We start from the raw sequence: 17,229 nt of genomic DNA, 5'->3' as shown, positions 1-17,229 counted from the left end.
CTTCACCAGACATTGAAAATCAACAAAATTGTTTGATGTTCGATGCTGTGAGTGCCCACACAGATTGCTTGATTCAAATTGTTAAAGAGCGTCACGCTTGCCGCGCTGAGGAGGCGCATATTACGCTCCTCACTTAGAAAGTCAAGCGATTGTTTTCGCTTTTCTTTCGGCGCCCACTTCACTAGGAAGCTGGCTCATCAGCTCGGCGTGTTGTGCCGTGCTGGTAGGGGCGCATTATAGGGAGCTGAATCTTTCTGGCAAGTAAAAACACTGTGTTTTATTGAAGAAGACGTTCAAGTGTTTAATCAACAACCAAGTCGTATAATAAGCATCCATTCATATGCGTCAGGAGAGGCTCTATCCCTCTTTTACAGGCCAAAAAACCGTTGCGTCTGACGATGCCTTTATAAGGATGCGACGCCTTATATAGGAAGGCAGACAGGGATAAATAGAGAAAGAAATAGAAAAGGGCCCTACTGGGCCCTTTTCTATCGTGCCGTTACGACACATCAGATGGAGAAACTGGAACCGCAGCCACAGGTTGTGGTGGCATTGGGGTTGGTCACGGTAAAGCGGGAGCCTTCCAGACCTTCGGTGTAGTCCACACAGCCACCCACCAAGTATTGCAGGCTCATGGGATCGATCACCATGGTGACCCCACTCTTCTCGACCACTGTGTCCCCTTCATTGATCTTCTCATCGAAGGTGAAACCGTACTGGAAACCGGAGCAGCCACCGCCCGTGATGTAGACCCGCAGCTTGAGCTCGGGATTTTCTTCTTCGGTGATCAGGTTCTTCACCTTGTTGGCTGCCGCATCCGTCATCTGGATTGGCAACGGGGCTTCTGCTACTGCACTCATTACTGACCTCACAACCGTTAAATCCACAAACATGGAAACCGCGAAATTATCCAATACCCGACCATTTAGTTCAAGTATTCACCATGCTTCTTACTGCACCGCAGGTGCCGGTGCGGGCGGAGCAACCACCAGGGGTTTGATCACCTCGCCCCATTCGGCCAGCAACTCCTGGGCGGGTTGCCGACCCTCTTTGCCAATAGTGACACGCACCCGGTCAGGTACAAAGCCTTCCGGTAACTGCCAGTTGCCTTCCAGCAGCTGAAAGTAGCGCAAGGCGTAACGCCCCTCGCCCACTTTCATGCCAAGCTCACGGCTGCCGAGGGTTCTGGGCTTGTCACCCAGGCTCCCTTCTACCTTTATCTGCACCTGACCGCGAAACAGTTCGCGCTTCTTGGCGGGCTGGGTCAAGGCCAGCCGATAGTGATAGCGACCGGGAATGCTGGTCTCCTGCAGGGTGAGATTATCGATCACCACCCCCACCTGCTCACCTGTCGGTCGCATGATGCGCTCGAAGAAGGCCAGCTGCCGCTTTTGTTCCTGCACCTGGGCTTCCTGATCCTTGAGCGTCTGCTGCAGTTGTTCGAACGCGGCTCTCTGGGTGGCCAGCAGCGTCTCCTTGATGCCGAGGTCACTCTTGAGCTGGCCAATCGCCTTGCCCTGCCGCTCCAGGGTCTCTTGCTGCACCGTCAACAAGCTGCTCTGGGCCAGTTCCTGTCGATTGCCGACGAAATACCCGATCAGCGCGCCCATCAGCAGCACAGCCAACAACTTCAATATCTGGGACATAAGGCCTCTTTTGTTACTGCGCCATACAGCGGCCATGCTCCCTTCACTATACGCGACTAGACCGGATTCGCGCTGACATACAAGGAGTTAACTGGCCATGGCACCGCTGTCTCCCCGCTTTTGACGCGCCGCAAGCCGTAAAGTTCGCTCCAGGATCTGCGAATAGATGGGACGCCCACCCAGCCACTGAGCCACCAGGGTTGCCCCGACCGTGGTGATCATCATGGGCAGGATCAGCTGGTAGTTGTCGGTCATCTCGGTGACCAGCACGATTCCGGTGATGGGAGCACGCACAGTGGCGGCAAACAACGCCCCCATGCCGGCGATGGCAAAGGCGCCCGGCTCTATGCCAAGCTCGGGAAATGCGGCATGAAACAGATGACCGAACACCACGCCAAACAGGGTGCCAAGCGCCAGGGTGGGAGCAAACACGCCACCGGGCGCACCGGAGCAGAAACAGATCAGGGTAGCCACCAGCCGGATGGAGAAGATGAGAAACAGGGTCGCCATCGCATATTCACCGCCCATCAGATGGGGAATGAGCTCTGTCCCACCGCCAGTCACCGAGGGGGCAAACAGCGACAGCACGCCGAAGGTGCCCGCCACCAGCATGCCGATGGCCACAAACCGGTGGCGTTTGTTCCGGTGCAGCGCCAGATAAGCATCCTGACAGGCCAGCACCAGCTTATTGAAGACAAAGCCCAGCACCCCGAAGGTGGCCCCCATGAAGAGGAACAGCCAGAGCGCCTTCAGCGCCGGAGCGTCATAGTGCGGCAGGCTGATCACGGGCGCCTGGCCCTTCATGTTCTGCAGCATCAGGGTTGCCATGATGGCAGAGATCCCCACCGCCTTGATAGCCAGGAAAGAGTAGCGAAACTGGGGGCGCATCTCCTCCATCACGAACAGGATCCCCGCCAGGGGGGCATTGAAGGCGGCGGCTAACCCACCCGCAGCCCCGGCAGCCAGCAGTGCATGGCTGTGCTCCTTCGGCAGCCGGAAGATATCCGCCACCATCTTGCCCAAGTTGCCCCCGATCTGTACCGAGGGCCCCTCCCGTCCCAGCACCATGCCTGAGCTCAGGGTGCAGATGCCGCCAAAAAACTTGACCGGCAACACCCGCCACCAGCGCACCGGACGCAGATCATCCATGGCACCCTCGATCTCGGGAATGCCGGAACCGCCCGCTTCAGGGGCAAAGCTGTGGGTGAGGAAGTAGCCGACAAAGCCCAACAGGGCGCTGAAGCCAAACCCGAGCAGACCGAGCTGCCACCAGGGACGATCGGCCAGCAAGGCGAGCCGCAGCCCGGCCAGCCAGTGCACGCCCGATTCGAACAGGCCGCACACCAGACCGGCCAGAGTGCCGACCAAGGCTGCCAGCAAGAGTACCAGCAGCGGCATCTTGTCTTGCTGAACAAGCTGCAGCAAGGAAGGGCGTCGCAAGACGGAGCCTGGGGGAGAGGCGAGCGGGTCGGAGGAGGAGAGTTCTTGTTGCACCAACGTATTGCACCATTTGGAAAAACCACATTCGTCTGCAAGCAGACGCGGGGATCATCCGGCATGCCGCCCGGCTGCCCAGCACAGGGCCTTTCTGCTATAGTCGGCCCGTTTCATTTAGCACGGGGCAGGCTTGGGGCCCGGATGACGAGAGCGCAAAGCATACTCCACCGCCCCCTCACTGCCGAGCCGCAATCGGCCGCCTGCGCCTGTGTGACGACCAAAATCCCATTAAGGATGATCCATGTCAAAATCAGATCAGCTGTTTGAACAGGCCCGCCAGACCATTCCAGGTGGCGTCAACTCACCGGTCCGCGCCTTCAATGGGGTCGGCGGAACACCCCGCTTCATCGATCACGCCGATGGTGCCTACCTCTATGATGTCGACGGTCAGGCCTATGTGGACTATATCGGCTCCTGGGGCCCCATGCTGCTGGGGCACAATCACCCGGCCATCAAGGCCGCCGTCATCAAGGCGGTGGAGAAAGGTCTGAGCTACGGTGCACCGACCGAGATCGAAGTGCTGATGGCAGAAAAGGTGCGCCAGATCGTCCCCTCCATGGAGCAGGTGCGAATGGTCAACTCCGGCACCGAAGCAACCATGAGCGCCATCCGGCTGGCCCGCGGCTACACCGGCCGCGACAAGATCGTCAAATTCGAGGGCTGCTACCACGGTCACGCCGACTCCCTGCTGGTCAAGGCAGGTTCCGGCGCCCTGACCCTGGGTCAGCCCAACAGCCCGGGCGTCCCGGCCGATTTCGCCAAGCATACCCTGACCTGCGTGTTCAACGATCTGGACTCGGTACGCGAAGCCTTCACCCAGTACGGCAGCGAGATCGCCTGCATCATAGTCGAGCCGGTGGCTGGCAACATGAATTGCATCCCGCCGGTGCCGGGCTTTCTGGAAGGGCTGCGCGCCATCTGTGACGAGTTTGGCGCCCTGCTGATCCTGGACGAGGTGATGACCGGTTTCCGTGTCTCCCTGCGCGGTGCCCAGGGCCACTACAACATAGACCCGGATCTCACCACTCTCGGCAAGATTATCGGTGCCGGCATGCCGGTGGGTGCCTTCGGTGGCAAAAAGAAGGTGATGCAGTACATAGCCCCGACCGGCCCTGTCTATCAGGCGGGCACTCTCTCCGGCAACCCAGTGGCCATGGCCGCCGGTCTGACCATGCTGGATCTGCTGCTGGAGCCGGGATTGTATGACCAGCTAAATGCCAAGACTGCCCGTGTCGCCGAGGGGCTCAAAACCGCTGCCGCCAAGCACGGCATCCCGCTCGCCATCAACTATGTCGGTGGCATGTTCGGTTTCTTCTTCACCGACGAGGCCGAGATCACCCGCTACGAGCAGGTGACCCGCTGCGACATGGAGCGCTTCAAGCGCTTCTACCATCTGATGCTGGAAGAAGGTGTCTATCTGGCGCCAAGCGCCTACGAGGCAGGCTTCCTGTCGCTGGCGCACGGTGACAAGGAGATTGAACATACCCTGGCCGCCGCCGAGCGCAGCTTTGCCAAGCTGGCGGGCTAAGCCACTGCATGTCGTCGCAAAAGGGCCCTCAACGGGCCCTTTTTCATTTCTGACTCAACTCCCCTCCTGTGCGCTCGATGCTGGTGCATGACTTCGACATGCGGCAGCGGTTTGTCACCAAATGGTGCACTTCCTGCCACCCTCCCTGTCATAAAGCGGGCCCACAATTTGCAGCCTTTCAGAATGGGCAAAAGCCCATTTGACCGAAGTGTCTATGGCAGAAATGAGCCCCATCGATGTGCTGCGGCGCTATCAGGAGTACGAAACCGAACTGACCCCCTTGTTGCTGGGGTTGCTCACCGCCTCCCTCGACTCGCTCAGGGGCTATCCCTTCATACTGGCCATAGGCCAGAGCCGGGAGTCTGCGAGGATCTTGCCCCCCGTGCCGGCACCACAGGCACAGCTGCGCCTGGTGGTACAGGGTCATGGCCGGGAACTGACCCTTTGCCTCAATCAGCTGATCGCCTGGCTGATGGGCGATCGGGAGCGACGCCGGGCCATGCCCTGGTTCAAGGCCGTGTACGTTGTGCTCAGCATGGCGCTATTTCTCATCGTCGCCACCCTGATCTGGCATGGGCTGGAGCAGCTCTATCTGCTGCTGTGCGGAGCCCAGCAAAATCGGCTCGGCGCCTTCAGCGCCATCATATTCTTGACCCTGGCGCTGGCAGTGTTCGATCTGGGTAAAACCATTCTGGAAGAGGAGGTGCTGTTGCATAAGGATATCTTCCGCCACAGTGCCGTTCGCCGCACCATCACCCGCTTCATCGCCGCCATCCTGATCGCGGTCTCTATCGAAGGGTTGTTGTTGCTGTTCAAGGGATCCCTCGGCCAGAGCGAGCTGCTCTGGCCTGCGGCGGGGGTGATGGGCTGCGCCGTGGGACTGCTGCTGGCCCTCGGACTCTATGTGTTTCTGGGGGCCAGGGCCGAAGCAGCGCTGGTGCAGGCTAGCCTGCGGCTCCCGCCAGCCGGGGTTGGCATTCGCGCCGCGCCGCGCGCCAGGAGGCATACATGGTCCAGGAGGTATAGATGACGATGAAGGCCACCAACCATTTCAGCATCGCCATATCCATGGATTTAACCAGCATGGCAGCCAGCACCACGCCAATGGGGCCGAAGATGGCCACCGCCAGCACGGCCTTGGCATCGAAGGCGCCCTTGCGGATGAAGGTGCCCGCCGAGAAAACGCTGAGCACAGCGGTGGAGCCCATCATGATGGGGAAGGCCGCCAGTGGATTCATGCCGAGCAGATAAACCAGCGTCATGCAGGGGGCAAACAGGCCGATCCCCACATTCATCAAGACGCCAAAGATGAAATTGCCACACAGGGCGATCCCCAGCTTGTAGCCAGTCAGCCCCATGGCATCGCCACCGAGAGGGAAGAGTCCCAGCAGACCCGCAAAGATGAGGCCGGCCACCACCAACAACGAAACCGCCATCACCAACCGGATGGTCTGGCGATCAAACGAGGCGACGTGGCGCGCGCCCCAGGCAGCACCTGCTGCCGCAGCCACCATCATACCGATGAGGGTCAGCGGATCCACCTTGACGGCACCGATGAAGATGAGGGACTGGGTGGCCGTCGGCAACACGCACTGGCCATTGAGGGTACCGGGCAACAGGCGATCGTCGATCAGCTTGAACTGTTTGTAACAGGCCGTCTTCACCGCAAAGCTGCCAACCCCCAGAGTATCGAGAAAATTGGCGACAAACCCGATGGCCGCCACAGGCCAGAACGGGGTGGGCTCCAGCGATCCCTGTTGCCGTTTTTGCCACCAGGCCTGAACCAACATGAAGATGAACGCCAGGGCACAAATGATGAATATCAAGCGCAAAAGATTAATTAACATACAGAATTCTCCAGCAACGGGCGGCGATTCTAAGGCAGCAAAAAGAAAAAATCTTGGTCAGGATCAAGCATTCAACCCATGCAAACGATTATCTGGAGAAAGTCTCAACGAGCACGCCCGAACGAATCTGCTAATACTTGTCTATGAGGGCCAGCAGGCCTGGGGCCGCCGGTGGTAGTCATGGTCATTTCGCGACGACCACAGTCACCGGCGGGAAGTAGTCAAAAAGAAGGCCGGTGCAGACCGACCTTCTTTTTTATTGCTGGCCTGCCTGTTGCCCACTATCCACCTCATGCTGCCAGCGTCCGCATGGCAGCCTGGGAGCAATCCAGCCAATCAGGGTATCCGACATCCCCGTCAACAACAGCAGCGGCAGGCAGAGCAGAGTCAGCGACAAGGCGCCGACATAGACATCCGTCAGCCAGTGCGCCCCCGAGAGAATACGGGGAGCCGAAAACAGCGGCACCATCAAGAGGGCCGTCACTCCGGCCCAGCGCGGTAGATAACGCAGGGCGAAGCCGGCGAAGATCATCAGGAACAGGGCGTGGTCGCCGGGAAAACTGTCGCTGGAGGAGTCCTTGGTCGGGATCACGCTGAGCTGGGTGACACGCAGTGCATCTACCACCGTCAGGGTCGGACTCGGGCGGCTGACCGGCAGCAGGTGGCCAAACTGATTAATCACCAGAGCCCCCAGCAGCATGACGATCCCCATGGCCATCAGACGACGGCGGTCTGTGCGATCAGACAGGAAGAAACAGAGCGAGAGAATAAGTCCCATGCAGGCCAGCACGGCCAGATCGAACAGCCGGTTGTTGGTCACGGCCACCGCATCGGCCCACAGTTGAGACTGGCCCAGCCAACCGTTGACCAGATGAAAAACGGCAAGATCCCAGTGATCCCAAGGACCATGGGCAGGCAGGACACTCCAACTGATGGCAATCAGCCCCCCCACCACATAACACGGCACAAACTTGTTCATGCAGACGCTCCGCTCCCAAAAAAGCGCAGTATTTTAGAACATAGAAATCGTGACGTGAATCACATAAGTGTAAGTGGTGGTAACAATACAAGCCGCCGCGATGGCCTCGAAGCGGCCCTGTCACGGTCAACCACAAGGGAGCACCATCTTGGCCTGAACCCGGCTTGCGGCTAGTATGAGTGCTCTTGTTTAGCGAGATGATGAGGAATATGCGCAGCTACCTTCGCATTATGCTGTTTGCCCTGGGTTTACTGGCGGGCGTGCAGATACCGGGTCTTATCGACCTTTACTACCAGCGAGTGGATGCACGCCTGCAACAGGCCGAGCTCAGTCTTGCCCCGTTTCAGGGTACGGCAGACCAGCACTTCAACGGCGATTTGAATGCACTGGTCAACCACTATCGTACCAATCCCGATCCAGTATTCGCCCAGGATGCCGCCAGCCTGCAGCAACTGGTAAGCCAGCGGCAGACTCTGTTGCAGGAGAGCGCGTTCAAGGACCGCCCATGGTATCAGCAACTGCCTCACCTGCTGCTGCGCGCCAACCCTCAACTCTGGCAAGATACCCTGCAAAACTACAGCTACGTGGTGCCACTCAAACAAGCCGCCATCTTTTGCGGCATGTCAGTGGGTCTGCTCAGTGCCCTGCTGGGAGATATGCTGCTTGGTCTCATTCTGCTGCCAGTTCGCCGGCGCCAGCCCCGTCCCCACCATATCCCGCGTTAAGTTCGTCGCCGACGGGTCGTCACACAAGTAAAAGGGGCCTGATGGCCCCTTTTACTATCTCCGGCTCCCCCGCTTACAATTCGTAAGGCAGCCGTGACTGGGTTACCAGCCGATTGAGCGCCTGTACTACCAAGGGGTCAAACTGGCTGCCTGAACGGGACAAGATATATTCCATGGTCTGCGCCAACGACCAGGGCTCCTTGTAGGGACGCTTGCTGAGCAGCGCATCGAACACATCGACCACCGCAACGATGCGAGCAGACAGCGGGATCTGCTGACCTGCCAGCTGCTCCGGGTAGCCCTTGCCATCGAAATGTTCATGGTGACCGCGGGCAATCTCGGCTCCCAGCGACAGATAACTGGTGCCTTCAACCATCTTGCCCGCCTTGTGCAGTATGCTGGCACCTATATCTGCATGCTGCTCCATGATGACCCGCTCGTCCGGCTCAAATCGACCGGGTTTGTGCAGGATATGGTCGGGCGTCCCCACCTTTCCGACGTCGTGCAATATGCTGGCCATGCCGATCATGTCGACGAAGCCGGGAGTCAACTCTTCAGGATAAGCGCCTTGCTGCTGCAACTCGGCCACGAGGGCATCGGACAGTTTCTGTACCCGCAGCACATGATCGCCGGTATCCGAGTCGCGAAACTCCGCCAGGGCAGCCAGCGCCACCACGGTCGCCTCCTGGGCGCGCAGCAACTGGTTGTAGAGATAGAGGTTATCGTAAGCAGCTGAAATTCTTTGGCAAAACACATCCAGTAAATCGCATTCGAGCGGATCAAGTGGCTGGGTTGGCGTGAAATTGAGCACAAATTCTCGACCATTTTGAGCGGCGATGTAGAGCGCATCCTGTGGGTGTTCGAAGCGGTTGCAACGGTTGGCGAGCGCCCCCATGACTGAGTCGTGTAGCGCCGGAAAAGCACTGAGCGGCGTATCGATCAGCAGGGTTTCATAATCCCCGGTGGCCGCCAGGATCTCCAACTCCTGCGAGCCGGGTCTGCGCTCGGCACAGATGGCCCCTTCGGTGCCCACATCCAGAATGGCGCTGATCTGTTTCAGCACACCGGAAGCAAATTCACGTAGGGAGTGCAGATGATAGAGATCCCCCGCCCCCTCCAGTATCTTGCCGAGCCCCTGTCGGCTCTTGTCGATGGCGCAGAGGGTTTCGTAGGAGCGCAGCGAGGCGATGACGGTGGTGTAGAGCTTCTGCACCGTCAACTCTGTCTTGGTCTTGTAGTCGTTAATGTCGTAGTCGAGGATCACCCGCTGCTCCGGTGCCTGACCGGGCTGACCAGTACGTAGCACGATGCGCACCAGGCTGTTGCGCATCTCGTTGCGGATCTGGTGCACCAGTCGCAGGCCCGCATCCTCGGTTTCCATCACCACATCCAGCAGGATCAGGGCGATGCGCGGGTTGGCCAGCAACATGGTGGCAGCTTCGGCACCGCTGTAGGCATTGAGCAGTTCGAGAGGGCGTGATTTGTATTGAATGTTGGAAAGTGCCAGCCGGGTTGCATGATGAATATCCGGTTCATCGTCCACGATCAGCACCTGCCAGGGGTTGATCGCCTTGGTCACCACGACCTCATCATCATCCAGCTCTATGATGTCGTCATCCAGCCAGATCTCATCCTTGTCTTGGGCACTGCTCATATCGTTCACGCCTCCAGGCGCTGCATGAGTGTATTGACAGTATGTACCATCAGACTGCGATGGATCACAAGAACCCGTTACCCGGACTCCCCTGCCAGCCCATTTCTACGCTGCTTATTCGAAAGGTTCAAGATACGTCTGGATGGCCTTCTTCAGCCACGCCAATACCTTGCCGTGATGGGCATTTTCCGACAAATAGACGCCATAATCGCGCCATTGCAGGCTGAATTTGTGTTTCAGGGTCAGCAGTTCCCCCTGCCGCAGCTGACTCTGGATCAAGGGGGAAGGGAGCACGGCCCAGCCCAGCCCATCCAGCACAGCATCCCGCATCAACTCGAAGCTGGAGAGGCCTATGTGCTGGCCGCCGATGGGGAGCAGGCTCTTGACCGAAAATTCATCCACGTAGGAGAGGGTAACCTGGGTATGGCCGGTCAAGTCCTGCTGCAACACCCGCTTCAGGCTGGCCAGCGGGTGGCTCGGCGCCACCACCATCAGGGTACGGATCGGATTGAGCACATCTATGTTGAGGCCGCTGCGTTCCTGCTCCTCGGTGATGAGGCCGAAGGCGGCATCGACAAACCCCTCCTCCACCAGGGCGGGCAGCTCGGGGGGCGAGGCCAGCACCAGCGAGATACTGGTGCCGGGGAACTGGCGGCGCAGCGCGCCCAGCAGGTCGCGCCAGACCAGCTCGGGGATGGCATCATCCCGCGCCACCCGCAGCGCTACCTCGGCACCGGAGGCATAGTGCTCGCACTTGAGCTTGAGGCTGTTGGCCGCCTGCAACAGCCGCTTGCAGTCATCCAGCACCAGCTCGCCGATCTCTGTCAATCGGCTCTGGTTGGCCCCTCGTTCAAAAAGTTCGACGCCAAGCTCAACTTCCAGTGCCGCGATCGCCGTGCTGACCGCGCTGCGGCTCTTGCCAATACGGCGCGCCGTATTGGCGATGGAGCCGCTGCTGGCTGACTCGACAAAGAGTTGTATCTGATAAAGCTTCATGACCGTGGCCGATGACGGAGGATCCTATATTCACACTACCTCGCCTCTCCTCGGCAAGGCAAACCTTCAGCGTCTGAATAGTCGACGCTCAGCGATTGCGGTACCCGGTCTCACTGCGGCTATCATCTCCCTCGTCGCAGCCACAGAAGGAAATTTTATGTTATTCAGTCGCATGCTCTTAGCTCGCATGTTTTTGACGGGCGCCATCCTGACCGAGGTGGCTGGCACCTCCAGCATGGCCCTGATCCCGGAAAACGAGGCCGGATGGCTCAACTATCTGCCGATGTGGATCCTCATCTCTTTCTCATATCTGTTGCTGGCCAAAGCCGCCAAAACAATCTCCATTGGTATTGCATTCGCACTGTGGGAAGGCTTGGGGATCGGCCTGATAACCCTGGTCTCCATCCTGTTTCTGGGTTACGACATAGGCACCCAGGAGCTGATAGGTCTGGTGCTGGCAATAGTGGGTATTGTTATGGTGACAATGGGTGAAACCCACGATGAGCCGGTTGCCCGCCCACGTGGCACGGCCAGCCTGAGCAAGATAAAGGAGGTCACATGCACCCGTTGATTATCGTGCTCGGCGCGGCCCTGCTGGATATCAGCGCCAACATGGCGATCAACCGCTCGGTGGGTTTCCGTTACAAGGGCTGGGGTTTCCTCGGCATCCTGCTGGTGCTGTGCGCCTTTACCCTGCTGTCGGAAGCCGTGAGCACCGGCGAAATCGACCTGGCGGTCGCCTATGCCACCTGGGGTGCCATCGGCATTCTCGGTACGGCGCTCGGAGGCCTGTTGCTGTTTGGCGAGCGCCTCAAGCCCATCGGCTGGGTCGGCATGGTGGTGATGGCCGTTGCGGTGACCCTGCTCACCACCGCCTGATCGTCACCGTCACGCACTGCGCACCATGAAAAAAGCCGCCCGGTTCGCCGGGCGGCTTTTTTGCTGATGGCAACAGACAAGCCAAGCGGATTAGCGGGCAGTTTCGTACAGCTCCAGCGGCAGACCATCGGGGTCGGCGAAGAAGGTGAAGCGCTTGCCGGTCAGTTCATCCACCCGCACCGGCTCCACCTCAATCTGATGGATCTGCAGATGCCGGATGACGCGATCGAGCTCGCTGACCCGGAAGGCCAGGTGGCGCAGACCACAGGCCTCCGGCGTTGAAGGGCGCGCGGGAGGTGTCGGGAAGCTGAACAGCTCCAGCTGGCTGCCATCAGGCAGGCCCAGATCCAGCTTCCAGGATTGACGCGCCTCGCGCAGGGTCTCGGCTATGATTGGCAACCCCAGCACTTGGTGATAGAAGTGGCGCGAGCGATCATAGTCGCTGGCGATGATGGCCACATGATGGATGGCGTCAAACAACGGGAAAGTCATATGCACTCCAGTCAAACGGGCAGCCAGGGCTGCCCGTTTCGTCTATCAGTTGAAGAAGCCGCCGAACCAGTCATCCAGCGCGCTGCGCGGTGAGGGGCTGCCACAGCTCATGGGCTCGGTCAGCCCGGCCAGTTTGGCCGGCACCTGCAGGCTGCCCGGGCAGTCGCTGACCACGCGGGATCCGCTGGCGCGGGAGAAGTTGGCCCAGCTCACCCCTTGCGGCATCTTCAACGCCAGGCTGTTGACGCCGCGCTGGCTCATGTAGCCGCTAAACAGCTGCAAGGCACCGCTGGCCCCGGTCAGCCCGGCGGACGTGTTGTCGTCACGGCCCACCCAGATGCTGACCAGCTCGTTGTTGTCCAGCCCGGCAAACCAGGAGTCGCGCAGCTCGTTGGTGGTGCCTGTCTTGGCGGCCATGGTAGCACCGGGGAACTTGGCATTCAGCGCGCGGGCCGTGCCCTGGCTCACCGTCTTGGTCATGGCAAACAGGGTCAGCCAGCTGGCCTGCTCGTCCGTGACCCGCTTGGCGGTCTGATCATGCTGATAGAGCGTGCTGCCATCGCTGTTGATCACGGCACGGATCGCCGATAACGGCTGGGTCAGCCCCTGATTGGCGATGGGCAGATACATCTGGTTCACCTCCATCGGCGACAGGGCCACGGCCCCCAGCACCAGCGATGGATAGGGTTGGATCTCCTGCTCTACCCCCAGCTTGTGCAGGGTATCCACCACCTTGTCCAGCCCCACCTGCAGACCCAGATTGACAGTCGGCACGTTGAGGGAGCTGGCCAGCGCATCCATCAGCGGTACGCTCTGGCGGAACTTGCGATCATAGTTCTGCGGTGTCCAGATCTGGCCATCCTTGCCACGAATGCGGATCGGCTGATCCTTGAGCGGGCTCGCCAGGGTCAGGCCGTTGGAGAGGCCGGTCAGATAGACCGCCGGCTTGACCAGAGAGCCGATCTGGCGACGGGCATCCAGCGCCCGGTTGAAACCGGCGTAGCGGGGATCCCGCCCCCCCACCAGCGCGACCACTTCACCCTTGTGCCAGTCGGAGACCACCATGGCCGCTTCCAGATTCTTCTTGCCGCGCTGTTTCTCGATCAGCGTCAGACCCGATGCCACCGCCTGCTCGGCGGCGTGCTGGGCGATGGGATCCAGGCTGGTGAAGATTTTGAGGCCGGACTGCTTGAGCAGATCGGCGCCGAAACGGCTCTGGATCTCACGCTTGAGCAGGCCCATGAAGGCCGGGGTGCGACCATAGCTCATCTGGCCACGGGTGATGATGCCAAGCGGCTGCTTGCTGGCGAGTTCGTACTCGGCCGGTTGCAGGCTGCCGTGATCCATCAGCAGCTTGAGCACCAGATCACGCCGGGTCTTGGCCCGCTCGGGGAAGCGCCAGGGGTCGTAATAGGAAGGGCCCTTCACCAGCCCCACCAACAGTGCCACCTGATCGATATCCAGCTCGTTGACCGGAATGCCGAAGTAGAAATAGGAGGCGAGCCCGAAGCCGTACACTCCTTGCGAGAAGTTCTGCCCCAGATAGACCTCGTTGAGGTAGGCCTCCAGGATCTCGTCCTTGCTGTAGCGATAGTCGATCAGCACCGCCATGTAGGCTTCCTGCGCCTTGCGCCACAGGCTGCGCTCGCGGGTCAGGAAGAAGTTCTTGGCCAGCTGCTGAGTGAGGGTACTGCCCCCCTGTACGGTGCGACCGGCCAGCACGTTGGCCGCCATGGCGCGCAATATGGCCACCGGCGAGACGCCGCCATGCTGATAGAAGTCGCGATCTTCGGTGGTGAGCAGGGTCACCAGCAGGCTGTCGGGCACCTCGGCGATGCGCACCAGCAGGCGATCCTCGCGATCCTCGGTGTTGAGGCGATCGAGCAGCACAGGGTCCATCTGGGCGTAGCCGAGCTGGCGCTGGTTCTCCAGCGACTGGATCCCCTCCAGCCGCGCGCCGTTGAAGGTGAGGCGCAGGCCGCGGGCACCGTCGGCGCCATCGTGGAAGGCGAACGGGCGGCGAATAAGCTCTATACGGTTGCCGTTGATCGCATACTCGCCCGGCGTGTGAGGCTGGCGCACCTGCTTGTAACTCAGCATGTTGAGCTCACGCAGCATCTGAGTCTGGGAGAGGCGCTGGCTGGGGTAGAGCTCCAGCGGACGGCTGTAGACCATCACCGGCAGTTGCCACTTCTCGCCATCGAAGCGCTCGCGCACCTTGGTATCCAGGTAGATGCCAAACACCACCATGAAGGCGGCCACCACCAGGGAGAGCTTGAAGCCAAGCCAGAACAGCTTGCGCCAGATGGTGCGTTTGGGCGCCACCTTCTTGGGTGCGCGCTTGCGTCGTTGCGTTGCCATGAATCCTCTTTGCTATTCGTTATGTCGCCATCGCGGGCGTAGTCATTATCTCATTGGTCTTGGCGAGCGCCGCAGGCTGATTAGCCGCGCAGCACCCTAGTCGAACGGCCGTGATCCACAGGTTCGCTCAGGCTGCGCCAATCACAGCTAGATGCCCATCTTCTTCTTGGTCACCTTGGTCGGCATCGCCTCCAGCGGGTTATCCGGCCAGTAGTGACGGGGATAACGCCCCTTCATCTCTTTTTTTACCAGCTCGTAGGAACCGGCCCAGAAGGCGGCAAGATCGGCGGTGATCTGCAGCGGCCGCTGGGCCGGCGAGAGCAGCTCTACCACCAGCGCCACCCGGCCATCGGCCACGCACGGGGTTGTGCCTTGCCCGAACATCTCCTGAATGCGCACCGGGATCACCGGCGCCTGACCCGGCTGATAACGAATGCGCACCCGGCTGCCGGTCGGCGCCGTGAAGTGGCTCGGCAGCGCCTCGTCCAGCCGTTTGGGCAGTGGCCAGGGCAGGGATTGACGCAGGATGTCGCAGAGATTGAGCCGCTTCAGCTGCTCCAGCCGGGTCATGCCGCTCAAGGCAGGCAACAACCACTCTTCCAGCCGGTCCAGCAGACTTTCGTCGTCCATGGCGGGCCAGCCGTCGTCCGGCAGCCAGTCACGGGCGCAGCGCAGACGGGCCAGCACGCCTTCGCTGTGTTCATCCCAGGGCAGCACATGCAACCCCTTGCGGCGGATCCCCTGCAGCAGACAGCGCCCCTTCTGCTCATCGGAGAGCTCGGTCAGCGGCCGCTGGCTCAGCACCAGCTCGCCGATCACCTGCTGGCGCTCGGCCCGCACCCGCTCCTCCCGTTCGTCCCAGTCGAACCACTGGCGCTCGCTCACCAGCTCCGGCAGCTGGCGCGCCAGCTCGTCCAGCTCCACCGGCTCGGCGATGAAGATGCGACTGCCACGATCGTTCTGCCCCATCTCGATGGCGATCAGGGCCCCTTGTCCCTGACATGGGTGACCTTCTACCAGATCGCAGCTCACCCCACCACTGAGTTGATAGCGGCTGCCGCTGCGCAGCTTGCCGATCCTGTCCGGCCAGGCGAGGGCGCACAGCAGTCCCAGCCACTGCCCCTGAGCCTGACGTTGAGGCGCGCCAGACCTGACACCGAGGCGCTCGAACCAGCGGGCCGCACCCTGCCGCAGGGCGCCAAGCCGGCGCTGAAACAGCACCGAGAGGCGCTCAGATCCTCGCAGATCTTCTTCCAGCAGCGCCACCAGGAAAGCGGCATCGGCGACAATCCCTGTCAGACCCTCAGCTTCCAGCGTGCGGGCCCGCAGCAGCATGCGCGCCAGCCGAGGATGAGTGCCGAAGGCCGCCATGGCCCGGCCGGCGGACGTAAGTTGTTGCTCACCCTCCGGCGTCATGGCGCCGAGACTGACCAACAAGCGCTGGGCGCTGGCCACAGCGGCGACGGGGGGCATGTCCAGCAGTGGCAAGCTCTCCACCCTGGCGCCCCACTGGGCGGCGTCCAGCAGCAGGCCGGTCAGCTCCTGGGTCAGTATGTCCGGCGGGCTCTGCTCGGCGAGCCGCTCCTGCACCTCGCCGCTCCAGAGCCGGTAGCAGACACCGGGGCCGAGCCGGCCGGCGCGGCCCGCCCGCTGGGTGGCGGAAGCCCTGGCAATCTGGCGGGTCTCCAGCCGGGTGACGCCGCTTTTCAGATCGAATGAGGCGCGCCGCTCCAGCCCGCTGTCGATGACTATGTGTATGCCCTCTATGGTGAGGGAGGTCTCCGCCACATTGGTGGTGAGCACCAGCTTACGGCGACCGGCCTGTGCCGGCTCGATGGCGGCCTGCTGCGCTGCCATGTCGAGACGGCCATAGAGGGGTGCGAGGCGCACGTCATCCGGCAACCGTCCCTCCAGCCACTGGGCAAGCCGCTCTATCTCCCCCTGCCCAGGCAGGAACACCAGGGCGCTGCCGGTATGGCTGGCCAGCGCCTCCAGCACCACGGTGCCGGCTTGCGGCTCCAGCCACTGCTGGCGATTGATGGGGCGATAGTGATAATCGATGGGAAAGCCGCGCCCCTCGGACCGAATGACAGGGGCATAGGGCAACAGGCGCTCGAGCGCCATGCCATCCAGGGTGGCGGACATGATGAGCAGCTTGAGATCGTCCCGCAACCCCTGCTGGCTCTCGATGGCAAAGGCCAGGGCGGTATCGGCATGCAGGCTGCGCTCGTGGAACTCATCGAAGATGACGAGCGACACGCCCGCCAGCTCGGGATCCTGCTGCAGCATCCGGGTCAGCACCCCCTCGGTGACGATCTCGAGTCGGGTACGGGCACTGGTGCGACTCTCGCCCCTTACCCGCAGGCCGATGCGCTCGCCCACCGGCTCCCCCAGCTGTCGGGCCAGAAAGCCGGCTATGTTGCGCGCCGCCAGACGACGAGGCTCCAGCATGATGATGCGACCGGGCAGCCGGTTCTGGCGGACCAGCTCCAGCGGCAGCAGGGTCGACTTGCCCGCGCCGGGCGGCGCCTGCAGGATCACGCTGGCATGGCTGTCGATGGCGGCAAACAGCGCCGGCAACACGGACACTATGGGGAGTTGGGACAAAGCGACGAGCACCTTCTG

General features: G+C 61.0%; 15 protein-coding genes. 5 read left to right on the top strand and 10 right to left on the bottom strand.

The features are described 5' to 3' along the window. Positions 1-509: 509 nt before the first annotated feature. The 3 genes from erpA to clcA form a co-directional block, all read right to left on the bottom strand. Positions 510-860: an iron-sulfur cluster insertion protein ErpA gene (gene erpA, locus ACW5XD_RS17725; RefSeq protein WP_456495995.1), complete on the bottom strand. Its 351-nt coding sequence runs from the start codon at positions 858-860 to the stop codon at positions 510-512. Between the two features lie 90 nt (positions 861-950). Then, positions 951-1,646 carry a DUF6776 family protein gene (locus ACW5XD_RS17720; RefSeq protein WP_065403755.1) on the bottom strand — a complete coding sequence of 232 codons (696 nt, stop codon included), beginning with the start codon at positions 1,644-1,646 and terminating at the stop codon, positions 951-953. An 87-nt stretch (positions 1,647-1,733) separates the two neighbouring features. Next, positions 1,734-3,143: a H(+)/Cl(-) exchange transporter ClcA gene (gene clcA / locus ACW5XD_RS17715; protein ID WP_456495994.1), complete on the bottom strand. Its 1,410-nt coding sequence runs from the start codon at positions 3,141-3,143 to the stop codon at positions 1,734-1,736. A gap of 241 nt (positions 3,144-3,384) precedes the next feature. Here clcA and hemL point away from each other — a divergent pair, with 241 nt between their 5' ends. Both hemL and ACW5XD_RS17705 read left to right on the top strand, forming a co-directional pair. Next, positions 3,385-4,671 carry a glutamate-1-semialdehyde 2,1-aminomutase gene (hemL, locus tag ACW5XD_RS17710; protein WP_456495993.1) on the top strand — a complete coding sequence of 429 codons (1,287 nt, stop codon included), beginning with the start codon at positions 3,385-3,387 and terminating at the stop codon, positions 4,669-4,671. Between the two features lie 214 nt (positions 4,672-4,885). Beyond that, positions 4,886-5,701, top strand: coding sequence for a hypothetical protein (locus ACW5XD_RS17705; protein ID WP_456495992.1), 816 nt, complete (start codon positions 4,886-4,888; stop codon positions 5,699-5,701). Here the strand turns inward: ACW5XD_RS17705 and ACW5XD_RS17700 are convergent. Together ACW5XD_RS17700 and ACW5XD_RS17695 are read right to left on the bottom strand one after the other, a co-directional pair. Beyond that, the gene (locus ACW5XD_RS17700) at positions 5,616-6,518 is read right to left on the bottom strand and encodes a sulfite exporter TauE/SafE family protein (protein WP_456495991.1); all 903 of its coding nucleotides are present in this window, start codon (positions 6,516-6,518) and stop codon (positions 5,616-5,618) included. The two genes, ACW5XD_RS17705 and ACW5XD_RS17700, sit on opposite strands and share 86 nt — an antisense overlap. A gap of 256 nt (positions 6,519-6,774) precedes the next feature. Beyond that, positions 6,775-7,497 (bottom strand): phosphatase PAP2 family protein, encoded by a 723-nt coding sequence (locus tag ACW5XD_RS17695; protein ID WP_456495990.1) that lies wholly within the window; start codon positions 7,495-7,497, stop codon positions 6,775-6,777. Between the two features lie 197 nt (positions 7,498-7,694). Between ACW5XD_RS17695 and ACW5XD_RS17690 the strand changes: the two genes are divergently transcribed. Next, complete coding sequence (locus ACW5XD_RS17690; protein WP_456495989.1) at positions 7,695-8,222, top strand: DUF2937 family protein; 528 nt, start codon at positions 7,695-7,697, stop codon at positions 8,220-8,222. Positions 8,223-8,295: 73 nt separating this feature from the next. On the opposite strand, the gene ACW5XD_RS17685 is transcribed toward ACW5XD_RS17690, so the two are convergent. Together ACW5XD_RS17685 and ACW5XD_RS17680 are read right to left on the bottom strand one after the other, a co-directional pair. Further along, a complete protein-coding gene (locus tag ACW5XD_RS17685; RefSeq protein ID WP_456495988.1) occupies positions 8,296-9,876 on the bottom strand; it encodes a DUF3369 domain-containing protein in 1,581 nt (526 codons plus the stop codon). 114 nt (positions 9,877-9,990) lie between these two features. Further along, on the bottom strand, positions 9,991-10,872 hold the full coding sequence (locus ACW5XD_RS17680; protein WP_456495987.1) for a LysR family transcriptional regulator: 882 nt from the start codon (positions 10,870-10,872) through the stop codon (positions 9,991-9,993). Positions 10,873-11,029: 157 nt separating this feature from the next. Between ACW5XD_RS17680 and ACW5XD_RS17675 the strand changes: the two genes are divergently transcribed. Together ACW5XD_RS17675 and ACW5XD_RS17670 are read left to right on the top strand one after the other, a co-directional pair. Then, complete coding sequence (locus tag ACW5XD_RS17675) at positions 11,030-11,443, top strand: SMR family transporter (RefSeq protein WP_456495996.1); 414 nt, start codon at positions 11,030-11,032, stop codon at positions 11,441-11,443. Then, positions 11,431-11,751 carry an SMR family transporter gene (locus tag ACW5XD_RS17670; protein WP_456495986.1) on the top strand — a complete coding sequence of 107 codons (321 nt, stop codon included), beginning with the start codon at positions 11,431-11,433 and terminating at the stop codon, positions 11,749-11,751. Before ACW5XD_RS17675 ends, ACW5XD_RS17670 begins: the two co-directional genes overlap by 13 nt. 90 nt (positions 11,752-11,841) lie before the next feature. Here the strand turns inward: ACW5XD_RS17670 and gloA2 are convergent, their stop codons facing one another. From gloA2 to hrpB, 3 genes are all read right to left on the bottom strand, one after another. Beyond that, on the bottom strand, positions 11,842-12,243 hold the full coding sequence (gloA2, locus tag ACW5XD_RS17665) for an SMU1112c/YaeR family gloxylase I-like metalloprotein (RefSeq protein WP_456495985.1): 402 nt from the start codon (positions 12,241-12,243) through the stop codon (positions 11,842-11,844). 45 nt (positions 12,244-12,288) lie between these two features. Next, positions 12,289-14,604: a penicillin-binding protein 1B gene (gene mrcB / locus ACW5XD_RS17660; RefSeq protein ID WP_456495984.1), complete on the bottom strand. Its 2,316-nt coding sequence runs from the start codon at positions 14,602-14,604 to the stop codon at positions 12,289-12,291. Between the two features lie 147 nt (positions 14,605-14,751). Further along, the gene (gene hrpB, locus ACW5XD_RS17655) at positions 14,752-17,211 is read right to left on the bottom strand and encodes an ATP-dependent helicase HrpB (protein ID WP_456495983.1); all 2,460 of its coding nucleotides are present in this window, start codon (positions 17,209-17,211) and stop codon (positions 14,752-14,754) included. Between the last annotated feature and the right edge of the window lie 18 nt (positions 17,212-17,229).

The sequence above is a fragment of the Aeromonas enterica genome (genome assembly GCF_054052465.1).
The sequence above is the reverse complement of the archived record's forward strand: the minus strand, read 5'-3'. Positions and strand labels throughout refer to the sequence as shown.